Here is a 16,287-nt window from a genome sequence, read left to right as displayed (position 1 = left end):
CGGCAAGAGCGACTGTCCAGCCGCACAAGCCGACGGGCAATGCACTGTCATTCCGGGTGGCTCGACGAAGCGAACCCGGAACGACACTGGCGCGTCACTTCCCCCACACCTCGCTCGCGACCTCGACGGCGAGCCGCAGCTTGGCCCACTGCTCTTCCTCGGAGAGGATGTTGCCCTCCTCGGTCGAGGCAAAGCCGCATTGCGGCGACACTGCGAGCTGCTCGATCGGAGCAAATTTGGATGCCTCGTCCAGCCGGCGCTTGATGTCGTCCTTCTTCTCGAGCTCGCCGAACTTCGAGGTGATGACGCCGACCACCACGACCTTGTTGCCCTTGGGCAGGAAGCGCAGCGGCTCGAAGCCGCCGGCGCGGTCGGAATCATATTCGAGGAAATAGCCGTCGTAATTGGTACCGGCGAGCATGGTCTCGGCAACCGGCTCGTAGCCGCCGGAGGAAATCCAGGTCGAGCGGAAATTACCGCGGCAGACATGGGTCGTGATCACCATGTCGGACGGACGATCGGCGATCGCGTAGTTGATGACGCGCGCGTAGATCTCCTGCAGGCCATCGGGATTGTCGCCACGGTGGCGCGACTTCTGCAATTCCTCCTGCGAGCACAGATAGGCCCACACCGTGTCGTCGAATTGCAGGTAACGGCAGCCAGCGTCGTAGAACGCCTTCACCGCCTTGCGATAGGTCTTGCCGAGATCGTGGTAGAACTCCTCGAGATCGGGATAGACCTCCTTCGAGATCAGCTTGCGGCCGCCGCGGAAGTGCAGCACCGCCGGCGACGGGATCGTCATCTTCGGCGTGACATGCGCCTGGTCGGCGTACTTCTTCAGGAAGCGGAAGTGGTCGAGCATCGGGTGCTGATCGGAGAAGTCCAGCTTGCCGATCACCCGGATGGCGTCGTGCCGGGTCTGCACGCCGGCGAACTGGATGCCCATGTCGGGATGGAACAGCTCGCAGCCGGTCAGATGGCTGAGGAAATCGAAGTGCCACCAGGAGCGGCGGAACTCGCCGTCGGTCGCAAGCTTCAGGCCCACCGAGGCCTGCTTGTGCACGACCTTCTCGATCTCCATGTCCTCGACCTTGCGCAGCTCGTCAGCCGAGATCTCGCCCTTCTCCAGTTTGGCGCGGGCTTCCTTGATCTTCGGCGGACGCAACAGGCTGCCGACCTCGTCGGCGCGGAACGGAGGCTTGGTTCGCTGCATGGTCAACTCCCGGACGCTTCTAATGTGCTTTGGCCCCGGAGACGCCGAGATGGCGCTCAAGGACGGAGGGATCGGCTTTCAGCGCGCTGCTTGCGGCATCGTGCACGATGGTGCCGCGTTCCAATATCACAACGCGGTCGGCGAGCCCCAGAATCTTTTGCGCGTTCTGCTCGACGATGATCGAGCAGATGCCGCCGGCACGCGTGATGGTTCCGATCGCCTTTAACAATTCCTCAACGATGATCGGCGCGAGGCCTTCGGTCGGCTCGTCGAGCAGCAGCACTTTCGGGTTCAGCGTCAGCGCGCGGCCGATCGCCAGCATCTGCTGCTCGCCGCCGGACAGCTGGTTGCCAAAATTGCCGCGCCGCTCCTTGAGCCGCGGAAACATCTCGTACACCCGTTCGACGGTCCACGGACCCGGCTGCGCCACCGCCGTCATGTTCTCCTCCACCGTCAGCGAGCGGAAGATGTTGCGCTCCTGCGGCACCCAGCCGATCCCGGCGCGGGCGCGCTGATCCGGCCGCATCGCCGTGATGTCTTGGCCTGCGAGCGCGACGGTGCCACTGAGGCGTCTGACGATGCCGACGATCGAATTGATCAGCGTGGTCTTGCCGGTGCCGTTGCGGCCGAGCAGCGCGAGCACCTGGCCCTCGGCCAGCGCCAGCGACATGTCGGGCAGCACCACCGCCTCGCCGTAACCGGCCCGCAGGCCCTTGATCGAGAGCAGGTCAGGCATCGGCCGCCTCGCCGAGATAGACCGCCCGTACCTGCGGATCGCGCGCGACCTCGTCGGGGGCGCCTTCGGTCAGCAGGCCGCCATTGACCAGCACCGAGATCCGATCGGCGAAGGAGAACACCAGATCCATGTCGTGCTCGATCAAGAGCACGGTAACGTCGCGCGGCAATGCCGCGACCGCGGCGAGGATATCGTGCCGCTCGCTCTCGGGCACGCCGGCCGCGGGCTCGTCGAGCAGCAGCACCCGCGGTTTGGCGGCGATCGCGACCGCGATCTCGAGCAGGCGCTGCTTGCCGTAGGGCAATGTCGAGGTGAGCGCGGTCATCACATCGAGCAGATGGAAGCGCGACAGGATCTCGGCGATCTCGGCGTTGACGTCGCTGCGCGTTCCCATCCGCCGCCACCAATCGCCACCGCGGCCCATTCGTTCGGAGACTGCGAGCCCGATGGTTTCGAGCGGGGTGAGGTCGGCATAGAGCTGGTTGATCTGGAAGGTGCGCGACAGCCCGCGCAGCACCCGCTTGTGCACCGAGAGGCCGGTGATGTCATAGCCTTCGAGCAGGATGCGCCCGCTGTTCGGCGTCAGCACACCGGTCAGCTGATTGATGACAGTGGTCTTGCCGGCGCCGTTCGGTCCGATCAGCGCATGGCGGGCGCCCTGCGCCACCTTCAGCGAGAGGTCGCGGGTGACGCGAAGCCCGCCGAAGGATTTCTCGAGGCCGCGGGTTTCGAGCGCGATCGTCATGGCGCATCACCCTCGGGCACGGCGACGACGGCCTTGCGGCCGGCGAACTGCCTGATGACCAGGTTCGGCACGAACAGCACCCAGCGGTGGATCCGCGCGCGGCCGACCATCACGATGACGACCAGCACGAGGCCGATCCAGAACAGCCAGTATTGCGGGGTGATGCTCTGGAACAGCTCCTGCAGCATCTTGAACACGACGGCGCCGATCAGGCCGCCATAGAGATAACCGGTGCCGCCGATCACCAGCACCAGCATCAGGTCGGCGGAGCGCTCAAAGGAAAACACGTCGAGCGAGGCGAGCGCCGTGGTCTGGGTGAACAGCGCGCCGGCGATCCCGGCGTAGAAGGCCGCGAGCGTATAGACCGCGATCAGGCGGCGGTTGACCGGAATGCCGATTGCGGCCGCGCGCAGCGGATTGTTCCTGATCGCGCGCAGCGACAGGCCGAACGGCGAATGCACGATGCGCCGCGCGAGCAGGAACAGGATGAACAGCACGATCAGCGAGTAGAACAACCCGGTCTTGCCGAACATGTCGAAGGCGAACAGCCCGAGGATCGGCTGCATCTCGATACCCTGCAGGCCGTCGGTGCCGCCGGTGATGTCAGAGAAGCGCTCGGCGAGCGCTTCCAGCAGCAGCGCGATGCCAAGCGTCACCATCAGCCGGGTCAGATCGACGCCGCGGATCACCAGGAAGCTGGTCAGGAAGCCGAGCACCGCCGCGACGAGACCGGCGGCGACCAGCGCGATGACGGGCTCGTTGATGATGCCATGCAGCGCCAGCAAGCCGGCCGAATAGGCACCGACGCCGAAGAATGCGGCGTGACCGAGCGAGACGATGCCGGCGTAGCCGAGGATCAGGTCGAGCGACAGCGCGAACAGGCCGAGCCGCACGATGTCGGTCATGATCAGGTAGCGCGACGGGAACAGGAACGCGCAGCCGAGCGCCAGCACCCAGAAGGCGACCTCGGTGATCCGCCAGCGCGCGCTGGCCATCGCATGGGTGGAGACGTCGGACAGCGCGGTCATGATCGCCTCACCGCGCCGCGGTGCGGCCGAACAGGCCGTTCGGACGCCAGAGCAGGATCACGATCATCACCGTGTAGATCACGAAGGGGCCGGCCTTGGGCACGTAATATTTGCCGGCGACGTCGGCGATGCCGAGCAGCAGCGAGGCGAGGAACGGCCCGGTGATCGACGAGGAGCCGCCGACGGTGACGACGATCAGGAAGTAGATCATGAACTTCAGCGGGAAATACGGATCGAGCCCGAGGATCTCCGCGCTCAGCGCGCCGCCGAGGCCGGCGAGGCCGCATCCGAAAGCGAAGGTGAAGGCGAATACCTGTGGCACGTTGATGCCGAGCCCGATCGCGGCGCGCGGATCGTCGACCGCGGCGCGCAGCCGGCTGCCGAACCGTGTCTTGGCCAGGATCAGCTGCAGCGCCAGCGTCAGCAGGCCGCAGATCACGACGATCATCAGCCGGTAACGGCCGATGCCGACGCCGAACAGGTCGATCTGCCCCTCCAGCGCCGCCGGCAGCTTGATGAAGACCCGCGACGATCCCATGATGTAGTCGACCGCCGCGACCGACATGAACACCAGCCCGATCGAGAACAGCACCTGATCGAGATGGCTGCGGGCATAGAGATGCCGGTAGAGCGTCCGCTCCAGCGCGATGCCGATCAGGGCGCTGCCGACAAAGGCGAGCGGCAGCGCCAGGAAGAACGGCCAGCCGGACTGATTGACCAGCACGGCGCAGATATAGCCGCCGGCCATCGCGAAGGCGCCGTGCGCCAGATTGACGAAATTCATCAACCCCAGCGTCACCGCGAGCCCGCAGGCCAGCACGAACAGCAGCATGCCGTAGGCGACGCCGTCGAACAGATTGGTGAGGATTGAGGCCATGAAGTCAGCTTAAGCGAGAGGGCGCAAACGACACCACGTCAACAGGATCGTCATGGCCGGGGTCGTCCCGGCCATGACATGCAGCGAGCGGAGCTTTCGCGCGTCACTTCTTGGTCTTGCCGGAGTCCTTGACGGCCTCGAAGGTCGCGAACTCGACGTTGTAGAGCTCGCCGTCGACCTTCTCGACCTTGCGGATATAGATGTTCTGCACGATGTCACGGGTTTCCGGATCGATCGAGATCGGGCCGCGCGGGCTCTCCCACTTCATGCCCTTCATCGCCTCGATCAGCTTGTCGCCGTCGGTCGCACCAGCCGTCTTCTTCAGCGCCTCGTAGATCAGATGGATGCCGTCATAGCCGCTGACCGCCATGAAGCCCGGCCGGTTGCCATATGCCTTCTTGTAGGCGGCGACGAATTCCTTGTTCATCGCGGACGGATGCGCCGCAGAATACAGATGCGCCGTCACCGCGCCGAGCGCGGCATCGCCCATGTTGTTGAGCAGATCGTCGTCCATGACGTCGCCGGGTCCGATCACCTTGATGCCGCTCTTGTCGAGCCCGCGCTCGGCATATTGCTTCATGAAGTTGCCGCCCTGCCCGGCCGGCACGAACACGAACATCGCGTCGGGCTTGGCATCCTTCATGCGCTGCAGGAACGGCGCGAAGTCCGGATTGGCGAGCGGCACCTTGACCTCTTCGACGATCTCGCCGCCGCCGGCGGTGAAATGCTGCTTGAAGAAGGTCAGCGCGTCGTTGCCGGGCGCGTAGTCCGAGGTCAGCGTCGCGACCTTCTTGATGCCGTTCTTGACCGCCCAGTCGCCGATGATGGTGGAGGACTGCGCCAGCGTGAAGCTGGTGCGTACGATATAGGGCGAGCGCTCGGTGATGATCGAGGTGCCGGCTGCCATCACGACTTCCGGGATCTTGGCCTGCGTCGCCAGCGGCGCTGCGGCGAGCGCCGCGGGCGTCACGCCGAAGCCGGCGATGAAGTTGACCTTGTCGTTGACGATCAATTCCTGCGCGAGCCGCTTGGTGTTGTCGGGCACCGCGGCATCGTCCTTGAGGATGATCTCGATCTTTTTGCCGGCGACGGTGTCGCCCTTCTGCTGCATGTAGAGCTTGATGGCATTGTCGATCTGCTTGCCGGTCGAGGCCTGGCCGCCGGTCATCGGCAGGATCAGGCCGATCTTGACGGCATCCTCAGCCCGCGCCGGCACGCTGGCGCACACTCCCGGAAGCACGGCCGCAGCGGCCCCCCACAGCAACATCCTGCGACGATTGAACATCGACATCCCCTCCCCCTTCCAATCTTCTGCGTCGAGCCGAGCCCCCGGCCCTCGCCTTATCTAACCAAGCATGCCGCGGCCAAGCCGCAACGCGACAAGGCGTCTCCCCGTGCCCTCTGTCAATCGGACGATGGGCGTGTGCTGCGTGCGACGCGACCAGGCCCAACCGCGGAAGCAAGTATCAGGATACCAAAATCTCTCCGCGAAACTCAATGCTCCGGGAGAACCGGTCGCGCACCCCCACCGCCTCGCGGGGCCGATTTATTTGTACGATCGTACAAATAGAACCGCGATGTCAACAAACAAGCACAATTGCAGCCGAACGGTCACGCCCGCGATCATCATCCATCAACACCACGGCCGTATCCTGCCTCCATGCCGATCTTCACCCGTCCAATCCCTGTCCTGACTGCCCTCGCGCTCGCAGCCTGCGCGCTCGGAGGATGCAGCACCGTGAACCAGAAGCTCTCGTCCGGAATGGCCGACTACATTCCGGCCTGGGCCGGTGGTTTGCCCGCAGACGCGCCACCGCGGGCGGGTACCCCCGAATACGACAAGTTCATGCAGGAGCGGGAACGCAAGCGCCTGATGCCCGCCGCCGAGCGCGGCGACGACACCGGCAAGTCGTCAACGCCAGCTTCCGCACCGCAGAACGCGGCTCAGTGAGCGTGCGCCGGATCGGTACAACCGGTTCGCTCCAGGCCGCGGATTACGGGAGAACCGACAGGCACCCCGACCATAGGCCAGTCGACCCGCATTGAGGCCGCATCAGCTTTTTGCGCTGTCGGATAGCGCTAGCAACGGTCTTCGATGGAAAAACGGACTGCGGCACCCGAGTTGTCATCCCGCCCGCAACACTCTGGTTTCTGGTTCGGGTCCTGCTGAGCCGGCCAGTGCGTGTCTTGGTCGAGACAAAATAGTGTCATAACGCAACTACGACACGATGCTGAAATTCGCCGCCGTCACTGAACCCGCAGTTGCGCCGTTCAGCCAGACCGCGGTGGAGGCATCGACCTGGATCACGAAGTAGGCGCCGTTCTGGTAGGAGTGTGACAGCACGTCGGCGAACGAGCTGAATCCTGAACCGTTGAATTGCACGACATCCCCGGCAGAGCTCCAGTCCTGAACGACCTGGACGCTTGGCTCTCTGCGAGAGACGAACGTATCGTTGCCGGTGCCGCCGAAATAGTAGTTCACGCCGGTGCCGCCGTCGAAATAGTCATTGCCGGCACCGCCGATCAGAACGTCGACGCCGTCGCCGCCATACATGGTGTCATCGCCATTGCCGCCGTAGAAATAGTCGTTGCCGGCCTGGCCGTACATGACGTCGTTGCCGTCGTCGCCGATCTCGATCGCCCTGCCATTGGCGATGATGACATCGTTGCCTGCGCCGCCATAAGCAATACTGCCGTCCCCGACGCTCATGTAGATCCAGTCGTCGCCGGCGTCGCCTTCGAGAAGGTCTACACCGTCGTCGCCGGCCAGCGTATCGTTGCCGTTGCCGCCATATGACGTGTCGTTACCACTGCCACCGAACAGCAGATCGTTGCCGTCGCCGCCGAACAGCAGGTCATCGCCGTAGCCGCCTGCCAGGACGTCGTTGCCGCCACCGCCATAGAGGCCCGGCGCGACGGAGAGGCCGGTGGCCACGATGATGTTCGCACCGCTGTCGTTGCCGTCGCCGCCATAGATCGTATCATTGCCGGCCGAGCCATACAGGGCATCACGGCCGATACCACCGTCGATGTAGTGGGTCTGCGTCGTCAGCGTCCCGCCATCCTGAACATAGTCGTCGCCGTTACCCCCATACTCGTACGACATGCTGGCGGTATTGCCGCCCTGAATCCAATCGTTGCCGGCGCCGCCATACATTTCGCCGTAGGCCGCGCTGGTCCATTGTGCAGTCAGGAAATCGTCGCCCTGGCCGCCGTCCCAATAGTCGTTACCCGCGATGCTGCTTGCCAGCGCATCGTTTCCTTGGCCGCCATAGAGTGCGTCGAAACCATCAGTCGCAAGGACGCTGTTGTCGGTGCTGTCGCCATAGAATGTGGGCATCGGATAGGTTCCTTGCTGACGCGCGAAGCGATTCACGAGCTCTGCCATGTGGGCTTGGATGACGGAGCGCGGAAGCTGTCCGATTGCGGCTCCTATCCCACCCGCGGCCACTGTATCGTGAAACAATGGAAACACAGATGCCCTCCCGGATTACTCCGAACTCTCTCTGTTCGGGTTCCCGCTTGGATGTCGCGGCCGCCCTGGAGAGTCTGGGCGCCGGCAGGAGCTGCACCGGCGCGTCTTCCGGCGCGACTTCACGGCACGCCTTCCCTTAGCGACCTGTCTCGGCAGCAATTTTTCAAGTTACGCTGATCGCAAAAGCGCCGACAAAATGATCCCAGCGTCGGGAAAGACGCCCTGAGGCCAAGATTTTCAGGCTCGAAAATGCAAGCCGACACCATGGCCGTCAGCGCGCGACAGCCAAATGAACTTCACAAGCGAACTGACGATCAGTCCATGAACACCACGGTCTTGCGCCCGTTGAGGATGACGCGGTCGGCGAGATGGTAGCGGATCGCGCGCGCCAGCACGCGGCGTTCGATGTCGCGGCCCTTGCGCACGAGATCTTCCGGCGTATCGCGATGGCTGATGCGTTCGACGTCCTGGTCGATGATCGGGCCTTCGTCGAGATCGCTGGTGACGTAATGCGCGGTGGCGCCGATCAGCTTGACGCCGCGCTCATGCGCCTGGTGGTAGGGCTTGGCGCCCTTGAAGCCCGGCAAGAAGGAATGATGGATGTTGATGCAGCGGCCCGACAGCCGCGCCGACATCTCGTCGGACAGGATCTGCATGTAGCGGGCTAGCACCACGAGGTCGGTCTGGGTGTCCTGGGCGAGCTTCCACACCGCGTCTTCCTGCTGCCGCTTGGTCTCTTTCGTCACCGGCAGATGATGGAACGGGATATCGCCGAAATCGAGCGAACCGTAGCTCTCGCGCGGATGGTTGGAGACGATGGCGGTCGGGATCATCTCGAGCTCGCCGGTGCGCCAGCGATAGAGGATGTCGACCAGGCAGTGATCGGACTTCGACACCAGCAGCATCACGCGCCGGCGGCTGGCGCGGTCGCGCATCTGCCATCCCATGCCGAAACGTTCGGCAATCGCTGCAAATCCGGTCTGCAGCGCCGAGAGCTCGACCGCGAGGTCGGCCGCGGTGAACACCACGCGCATGAAGAACTTGCCGGTTTCGACATCGTTGAACTGCTGGGCGTCCAGGATGTTCTGGCCGTTATGCGCCAGGAAGGTCGAAACCGCCGAGACGATCCCGGGGCGATCCGGGCAGGACAGGGTCAGAACGAATTGATGGTCGGGCATGCCAATTGACCAAAGCTTGAGCAGATGCGTGGAACAGCCATTTTCGGCCCTCGTCTACACCGCAGGCGGCCTTGCGCCAATCCCGGCGCAGGGGTCAAATCGAACAAATGACGACAATGTTTGTTAGGGACCATCATGGCTGACCGGCTGAACGGCTACCGCATCCTGATCCTGGAGACGCGCGAAGAAGCGCAATTTTCCCGCCTGCTCGCCGAGCAGGGCGCCGACGTGCTGCAATGCCCGATGTTCACCATCCACGACGCGCCGGACCCCGCGCCGATCGAGGCCTGGATTCACCGCGTCGTCGAGCGGCCGCTCGACGACCTCGTGCTGATGACCGGCGAAGGCCTGCGCCGGCTGATGAAGGTGGTGCGCCGGATCGGGGTCGAGGCCGAGTTTGTCGCGAGCCTCGGCAAGGCGCGCAAATTCGCCCGCGGCCCCAAGCCCGGCCGGGCGCTGCGCGAGATCGGCCTGGAGCCGCAAATGACCACCGAGAAGCCGACCTCGGAAGGCGTCGCCGAGATGCTGTCGAAGCTCGACCTCGCCGGCCATCGGCTCGGCCTGCAACTCTATCCGGACAAGGACCACGCCACCCTGATCGGCGCGATCAAGACACAGGGTGCCGAGGTCGATACGGTGCTGCCCTATGTCTATGACGCGCAGGCCGCCGACGCCAACATCGTCACCGCGATCGAGGAGATGGCCCAGGGCCGGATCGATGCGATCGCGCTCACCAGCTCGGGCCAGGTTCGCCGCCTGCTCGAGGTGGCACAGGCACACAAATGCGAGGCGCAACTGCGCGACGGTCTGCAACGGACGCCGATCGCCTCCGTCGGGCCGGTTGTATCGGACGAGTTGAAGGCCTATGGCCTCTCTACCGACATCTATCCGGCGAACGATGCGTTCTTCATGAAGCCGCTGATCTCGGCGATGGCGACGGCGTTGTCGAAGGCACCGCCGCGGACGGCGGCGAAGTAACAATCTCGCGTTATTCCGCCGCCTGCCTGGTCTCGTTCAGATAGGCCTGGTACGCGAGCTTGATGCCATCCTCGAGCGAGGTGGTGGCGCGCCAACCGAGCCTGGCCAGGCGGCTGACGTCGAGCAGCTTGCGCGGCGTGCCGTCGGGGCGCGAGGTGTCGAAGCTGATCTCACCGCGATAGCCGACGGTGGCGGCAACCACGCGGGCGAATTCGGCGATGGTGATGTCCTCGCCAGTGCCGATATTGACCAGCTCCGGCGAGGAATAGGTCTTCATCAGGTGGATGCAGGCGTCGGCGAGGTCGTCGACATAGAGGAATTCGCGGCGCGGCGTACCGGTGCCCCACACCACGACGTTAGCAGCGCCGGAAACCTTGGCCTCATGGAAGCGGCGGATCAGCGCGGCGACGACGTGGCTATATTCGGGATGATAATTGTCGCCGGGGCCGTAGAGGTTGGTCGGCATCACGCTGATGAAATCGGCGCCATACTGGCTGCGATAGGCCTCGGCCATCTTGATGCCGGCAATCTTGGCGATGGCATAGGGCTCGTTGGTCGGCTCCAGCGGCCCGGTCAGCATCGAATCCTCGCGCAGCGGCTGCGGCGCCAGGCGCGGATAGATGCAGGACGAGCCGAAGAACATCAGCTTCTCGCAGCCATTGGCGTGGGCCGCCTGGATCACATTGGTTGCAATCGCCAGGTTGTCGTAGAGGAACTCGGCCCGCAACGTGTTGTTGGCGACGATGCCGCCAACCTTGGCAGCGGCGAGGAACACCGCCTGCGGCCGCTTCGCGGCAAACCAGGCGTTGACCGCAGCCTGCTCGCGCAGGTCGACTTCGCCCCGCGACACCGTCAAGAGATCGGCCCCTTCGCGCGCCAGCCGGCGCATCAGCGCCGAGCCGACCATGCCGCGATGGCCGGCAACGAAAACCGTCTTGCCCTTCAGTTCAAACGCCGTGCTTGCCATTGGCCGCATCCTGTCTGGCCTCGACGAGATCGCTGGCGACCATTTCCTTCACCAGTTGCGCGAACGGCGTCTTCGGTGCCCAGCCGAGCTTGGCGCGCGCCTTGCTGGCATCGCCGATCAGGAGGTCGACCTCGGTCGGGCGGAAATAGGTCGGATCGATCTGCACCAGCGTCTTGCCGGATGCCTTGTCGACGCCGGTCTCCTCGACGCCCTTGCCGCGCCACTCGATGCTGCGGCCGACCTCGGCAAACGCCAGCTCGACGAATTCGCGGACCGACCGCGTCTCACCGGTCGCGAGCACGAAGTCGCCGGGCTCATCCGCCTGCAGGATCTTGTGCATGCCCTCGACATAGTCGCGGGCGTGGCCCCAGTCGCGCTTGGCATCGAGATTGCCGAGGTAGAGCTTGTTCTCGAGCCCTACCTCGATGCGGGCAACGGCGCGGGTGATCTTGCGCGTCACGAAGGTCTCGCCGCGGATCGGGCTCTCATGGTTGAACAGGATGCCGTTGCTGGCGAACATGCCGTAAGCCTCACGGTAGTTCACCGTGATCCAGTAGCCGTAGAGCTTGGCGACGCCATAGGGCGAGCGCGGGTAGAACGGCGTGGTCTCCTTCTGCGGCACCTCCTGGACGAGCCCGTACAGCTCCGAGGTCGAGGCCTGATAGAACCGCGTCTCCTTTTCCATGCCGAGGATGCGGATCGCCTCGAGCAGGCGCAGCACGCCGATCGCATCGGCATTGGCGGTGTATTCCGGGCTCTCGAAGCTGACCTGGACGTGGCTCTGGGCGGCGAGGTTGTAGATCTCGGTCGGCCGGATCTGCTGCATCAGCCGGATCAGGTTGGTCGAATCCGTCATGTCGCCATAGTGCATCAGGAACGGCACGTTGCCGGCATGCGGGTCCTGGTAAAGATGGTCGACGCGCGCGGTGTTGAACGAGGACGACCGGCGCTTGATCCCGTGCACGGTATAGCCGAGAGCGAGCAGATATTCGGCGAGATACGCGCCGTCCTGCCCGGTGATGCCGGTGATCAGCGCAACGCGCCGCCTTGAGTCCTGAGCCGCCGAATCCTTAACCGCCATGTCATCTCCAGAAAGCGCGAAAACCGCGCGGTCCCGACGAGGCCGGTCTGTAGCATCCGGCCTCCTCCAAGTCTAATGGCATAATCGTTTGAAATCAGGACTTTAGGTTCGACAAAAACGGCCAAATGCGGTCCCGGGGCGGTCACTCCCCGTAGTGGCGCAACCGGTCGAGCTCGATGATCGTGACCCCGCCATATTCGAGCCTCAGCAGCCCCTCGCGCTCGAGCCGTTTCAGGCACTGGTTGGCGTTCTGCCGGGAGATTCCCGACAGCGCCCCGATCTCCTCCTGGGTGATCTCCAGGTGCAGGGTGAGCTCGGGGTAGAGAATCGGATTGAACAACGAGGCGATCGAGCGCGCCAGCCGCGCGGTGGCATCCAGCGTCCGGCCATATTCGAGCAGCGCGATGAACTGGCCAAGCCGCTCGTTGAGCTGCCCCACCAGGAAGCGGTTGAACCCGACACTGTTCTCGAACAGCCAGACGAAAGTCCGGCGATCCATCATTGCCAGGCGCGTATCGCGCAGCGCGACCACGTCGTAGCGCCGCAGCTCGTTCTTGAGCACGGTGCCCTCGCCGAACCACGCGCCGGCGGTGAGGCCTGCGAAGCTCGCCGCCTTGCCGCCGCGCGAGACGATGCCCATGCGCGCCAGCCCGGTGACGATGCCGGTCCAGTACTGGAAATTGTCGCCGCGCATGAAGATGAATTCGTTGGCGCGGTAAGACTTCTCGGAAATGCCGGCGCGCGCGATCTCGATTTCTTGCTCGGTCAGTTCGCGCGACCAGGCCGCGATGCGCTTCAGGTAATCAGCAGCGATCATTCTAGCGACGGCATCCCACCCCAAAGATACAGACACGATATTGCACCGCAGCAACGCCGTGCGCGCAAAGCCAGGAGCCCGCCACCTGGAATGCCAGCGAAAATTCCTGACCAATTGTCGGGCACATGACAATTCAGCCTATCGCTTTCTCGTATTTAGAGCCACCTCGCCTAACGCCGCGCGCCGCTCCTCGATGGATCGCGGACCGGCGTAAGCCGCGGGCGACGGGCTTGCAGGCAGGGTGCGGCGTTACCGCGCATGACGCAGGCGATCGGGACGAGCGATGCTCCCGACCGCCGGCATCGTTAGTCGGATGGTCTCCCTTCGGCAGCCCGTATAAGATCGAAACAAGATCGAAGCGAAGATAAAGAGCGCGCCAAAGCGCCCGTATCTGGAGGGAACAGGGTGGCCAACAGTCTCGAGGTGCGCGGAGTCTCATTGCGCTTTGGCGGCGTCCGTGCGCTGACCGAGGTGAGCTTCGCCGTCAACGAGGGCGAGCTGTTCTCGATCATCGGCCCGAACGGCGCCGGCAAGACCTCGATCGTCAACTGCATCTCCGGCCGTTACCGGCCGACCGAAGGCCAGCTGTTCTATCGCGGCCAGGACATCACCGGTCTGACCCCGAACGCGCGGCCCCGCCTCGGCATCGGCCGGACGTTCCAGAATCTCGCGCTGTTCCACCATATGAGCGTGCTCGACAACATCATGGTCGGCCGCCATCACCTCCTGAAGAACAACTTCATCACGGGCTCGCTGTACTGGCTGACCGGCGCGCGCCGCGAGGAGCTGGAGCATCGCCGCAAGGTCGAGGAGATCATCGACTTCCTCGATCTGCAGTCGGTGCGCAAGGCGACCGCCGGCACCCTGCCCTACGGCTTGCGCAAGCGCGTCGAGCTCGCCCGCGCGATGGCGCTCGAGCCGCAGCTGATCCTGCTCGACGAGCCGATGGCCGGCATGAACTTCGAAGAGAAGGAAGACATGGCGCGCTACATCGTCGACCTCAACGAAGAGTTCGGCATGACCGTGATGATGATCGAGCACGACATGGGCGTCGTGATGGACATTTCCCACCGCGTCATGGTGCTGGATTTCGGCCGCAAGATCGCCGAGGGCGATCCGGCGGCCGTGTTGGCAGATCCCCACGTCAAGCGCGCCTATCTCGGCGAAGAGGACGAGGCGCTGGTCGATCCCGACGACAAGCCGGCGGTGCGGGAGAGCGCGGCATGATGGACTATGCCGGTCGCGCCGCGCAGGCCGACACCTTCCCCAAGATGCTGCGCCTCAACGCCAGGGAGCACGGCGGCGAGATCGCGCTGCGCGAGAAGGATCTCGGGCTGTGGCGCGAATTCAGCTGGAACGACTACCAGACCCGCACCCATGATTTCGCGCTCGGCATGATCGAGCTCGGCCTTGGCCGCGGCGACGTGATCGGCATCATCGGCGACAACCGGCCGGACTGGGTCGCTGCCGAGATCGCGGCCCACGCCATCGGCGCGATGAGCCTCGGCCTCTACCGCGACGTGCTGGACGAGGAGGCCGCCTATCTCTTGACCTATGGCGAGGCCAAGCTGGTGTTCGCCGAGGACGAGGAACAAGTCGACAAGCTGCTCGGCCTTGCCGACCGGGTGCCCAATCTCAAGCACATCGTCTATTCAGACCCACGCGGGATGCGCAAATACGACGATCCGCGGCTGATGGAGGCGAGCAAGCTCGTCGTGCTCGGCCGCGACCGCGCCGCGCGCGAGCCAGGGCTGTACGACCGGCTGGTCGACGCGACAAAGGGCGAGGACGTCGCGATCCTCTGCACGACCTCGGGCACGACGGCCAACCCGAAGCTTGCGATGCTCTCGGCCGGGCGCGTGCTGCGGCACTGCGCGACCTATCTGGCCTTCGATCCGAAGGGGCCGGACGACGAATATGTCTCGGTGCTGCCGCTGCCCTGGATCATGGAACAGATCTACGCGCTCGGCAAAGCGCTGCTCTCCCGGATGAAGGTCAACTTCGTCGAAGAGCCCGATACCATGATGCACGATTTCCGCGAGATCGCGCCGACCTTCGTGCTGTTCGCGCCGCGGGTGTGGGAATCGATCGCGGCCGACGTCCGCGCCGGCGTGATGGACGCCTCGCCGTTCAAGCAGCAGCTCTACGAGCTCGGCATGAAGACCGGGCTCGCGGCGCTCGCCGAGGGCAAGCGCTCTGTGTTCGCCGACCAGCTTCTGTTCCGCGCGCTGCGCGACCGGCTCGGCTTCACCCGGCTGCGCTCGGCGGCGACCGGCGGCGCGGCGCTCGGGCCGGATACTTTCAAGTTCTTCCAGGCGATGGGCGTGCCGCTGCGCACGCTCTACGGCCAGACCGAGCTGCTCGGCGCCTACACGCTGCACCCGGAAGGCAGGGTCGACCCCGACACGACCGGCGTGCCGATGGCCGACGACATCGAGATCCGGATCGACAATGCCGACGTCAACGGCGTCGGCGAGATCGTGGTACGGCATCCCAACATGTTCCACGGCTACTACAAGAACCCGGAAGCCTCGGTCGCCGACATCAAGGACGGCTGGATGCATTCGGGCGACGCCGGCTACTACAACGACGACCGGCAGCTCGTCGTGATCGACCGCATCAAGGATCTCGCCGAGACCTCGCGCGGCGAACGCTTCTCGCCGCAATTTATCGAGAACAAGCTGAAGTTCTCGCCCTATGTCGCCGAGGCGGTCGTGCTCGGCGCCGGCCGCGACGCGCTCGCCGCGATGATCTGCATCCGCTACTCGATCATCTCGAAATGGGCGGAGAAGAACCGGCTCTCGTTCACGACCTATACCGACCTGTCGTCGCGTCCCGAGGTCTATGCGCTGCTGAAGAAGGAGGTCGAGACGGTCAACGCCACCCTGCCGCCGGCGCAGCGCATCTCGCGCTTCCTGCTGCTGTACAAGGAGCTCGATGCCGACGACGGCGAGCTGACACGAACCCGCAAGGTCCGCCGCGGCGTGATCAACGAGAAATACGCCGACATCATCGATGCGATCTACCGCGGCAAGGCCAGCATCCCGGTCGACACCGTGATCCGCTTCCAGGACGGCACCACGCAACGCGTCCGCACCACGCTCGAAGTCGTCGACCTCGGCCGCGCCGCCATCGCGGAGGCCGCGGAATGACCGCGTTGCGAGAGCAGAGCGCGGTGCGCATGGATGTGCC

The 16,287-nt window shown here is 64.5% G+C and carries 15 protein-coding genes; 4 read left to right on the top strand and 11 right to left on the bottom strand.

Going from position 1 to position 16,287, the window contains the following annotated elements; translation table 11 throughout:
- Positions 1-94: 94 nt before the first annotated feature.
- The 6 genes from BRSPCE3_RS19535 to BRSPCE3_RS19510 all read right to left on the bottom strand — a co-directional run bounded on the left by BRSPCE3_RS19535 (position 95) and on the right by BRSPCE3_RS19510 (position 5,884).
- A complete protein-coding gene (locus BRSPCE3_RS19535; protein WP_244067717.1) occupies positions 95-1,213 on the bottom strand; it encodes a cobalamin-independent methionine synthase II family protein in 1,119 nt (372 codons plus the stop codon).
- Between the two features lie 19 nt (positions 1,214-1,232).
- On the bottom strand, positions 1,233-1,949 hold the full coding sequence (locus BRSPCE3_RS19530; protein ID WP_244067716.1) for an ABC transporter ATP-binding protein: 717 nt from the start codon (positions 1,947-1,949) through the stop codon (positions 1,233-1,235).
- Complete coding sequence (locus BRSPCE3_RS19525; RefSeq protein ID WP_244067715.1) at positions 1,942-2,694, bottom strand: ABC transporter ATP-binding protein; 753 nt, start codon at positions 2,692-2,694, stop codon at positions 1,942-1,944. Before BRSPCE3_RS19525 ends, BRSPCE3_RS19530 begins: the two co-directional genes overlap by 8 nt.
- Entirely contained in the window at positions 2,691-3,722 is a 1,032-nt protein-coding gene (locus tag BRSPCE3_RS19520; protein WP_244067714.1) for a branched-chain amino acid ABC transporter permease, read from the bottom strand. The genes BRSPCE3_RS19525 and BRSPCE3_RS19520 overlap by 4 nt, the downstream gene beginning before the upstream one ends.
- A gap of 7 nt (positions 3,723-3,729) precedes the next feature.
- Positions 3,730-4,599: a branched-chain amino acid ABC transporter permease gene (locus BRSPCE3_RS19515; RefSeq protein WP_244067713.1), complete on the bottom strand. Its 870-nt coding sequence runs from the start codon at positions 4,597-4,599 to the stop codon at positions 3,730-3,732.
- A gap of 103 nt (positions 4,600-4,702) precedes the next feature.
- Positions 4,703-5,884 (bottom strand): ABC transporter substrate-binding protein, encoded by a 1,182-nt coding sequence (locus tag BRSPCE3_RS19510; protein ID WP_244067712.1) that lies wholly within the window; start codon positions 5,882-5,884, stop codon positions 4,703-4,705.
- 375 nt (positions 5,885-6,259) lie between these two features.
- Between BRSPCE3_RS19510 and BRSPCE3_RS19505 the strand changes: the two genes are divergently transcribed.
- Positions 6,260-6,550, top strand: coding sequence for a hypothetical protein (locus BRSPCE3_RS19505; RefSeq protein WP_244067711.1), 291 nt, complete (start codon positions 6,260-6,262; stop codon positions 6,548-6,550).
- A gap of 267 nt (positions 6,551-6,817) precedes the next feature.
- Here the strand turns inward: BRSPCE3_RS19505 and BRSPCE3_RS19500 are convergent, their stop codons facing one another.
- Positions 6,818-7,939, bottom strand: a complete 1,122-nt coding sequence (locus BRSPCE3_RS19500) for a calcium-binding protein (RefSeq protein WP_244067710.1) — start codon at positions 7,937-7,939, stop codon at positions 6,818-6,820.
- Between the two features lie 449 nt (positions 7,940-8,388).
- Positions 8,389-9,252, bottom strand: a complete 864-nt coding sequence (gene purU, locus BRSPCE3_RS19495) for a formyltetrahydrofolate deformylase (protein ID WP_244067709.1) — start codon at positions 9,250-9,252, stop codon at positions 8,389-8,391.
- 135 nt (positions 9,253-9,387) lie between these two features.
- Here purU and BRSPCE3_RS19490 point away from each other — a divergent pair, with 135 nt between their 5' ends.
- A complete protein-coding gene (locus BRSPCE3_RS19490) occupies positions 9,388-10,230 on the top strand; it encodes a uroporphyrinogen-III synthase (protein ID WP_244067708.1) in 843 nt (280 codons plus the stop codon).
- 10 nt (positions 10,231-10,240) lie between these two features.
- Here the strand turns inward: BRSPCE3_RS19490 and BRSPCE3_RS19485 are convergent, their stop codons facing one another.
- From BRSPCE3_RS19485 to BRSPCE3_RS19475, 3 genes are all read right to left on the bottom strand, one after another.
- Positions 10,241-11,197 carry a GDP-L-fucose synthase gene (locus BRSPCE3_RS19485; RefSeq protein ID WP_283843143.1) on the bottom strand — a complete coding sequence of 319 codons (957 nt, stop codon included), beginning with the start codon at positions 11,195-11,197 and terminating at the stop codon, positions 10,241-10,243.
- Positions 11,178-12,278, bottom strand: a complete 1,101-nt coding sequence (gene gmd / locus BRSPCE3_RS19480; protein ID WP_244067707.1) for a GDP-mannose 4,6-dehydratase — start codon at positions 12,276-12,278, stop codon at positions 11,178-11,180. The genes BRSPCE3_RS19485 and gmd overlap by 20 nt, the downstream gene beginning before the upstream one ends.
- Before the next feature lie 142 nt (positions 12,279-12,420).
- Positions 12,421-13,095 carry a Crp/Fnr family transcriptional regulator gene (locus tag BRSPCE3_RS19475; protein WP_021080507.1) on the bottom strand — a complete coding sequence of 225 codons (675 nt, stop codon included), beginning with the start codon at positions 13,093-13,095 and terminating at the stop codon, positions 12,421-12,423.
- Positions 13,096-13,500: 405 nt separating this feature from the next.
- On the opposite strand from BRSPCE3_RS19475, the gene BRSPCE3_RS19470 reads away from it, so the two are divergent.
- Both BRSPCE3_RS19470 and BRSPCE3_RS19465 read left to right on the top strand, forming a co-directional pair.
- The gene (locus BRSPCE3_RS19470) at positions 13,501-14,322 is read left to right on the top strand and encodes an ABC transporter ATP-binding protein (protein ID WP_244067706.1); all 822 of its coding nucleotides are present in this window, start codon (positions 13,501-13,503) and stop codon (positions 14,320-14,322) included.
- Positions 14,319-16,247, top strand: a complete 1,929-nt coding sequence (locus BRSPCE3_RS19465; protein WP_244067705.1) for a long-chain fatty acid--CoA ligase — start codon at positions 14,319-14,321, stop codon at positions 16,245-16,247. The genes BRSPCE3_RS19470 and BRSPCE3_RS19465 overlap by 4 nt, the downstream gene beginning before the upstream one ends.
- Positions 16,248-16,287 lie beyond the last annotated feature (40 nt).

The sequence above is a fragment of the Bradyrhizobium sp. Ce-3 genome (genome assembly GCF_022835695.1).
Classification (GTDB): Bacteria; Pseudomonadota; Alphaproteobacteria; order Rhizobiales; family Xanthobacteraceae; genus Bradyrhizobium.
This window is presented reverse-complemented; position numbering and strand designations above follow the sequence as displayed.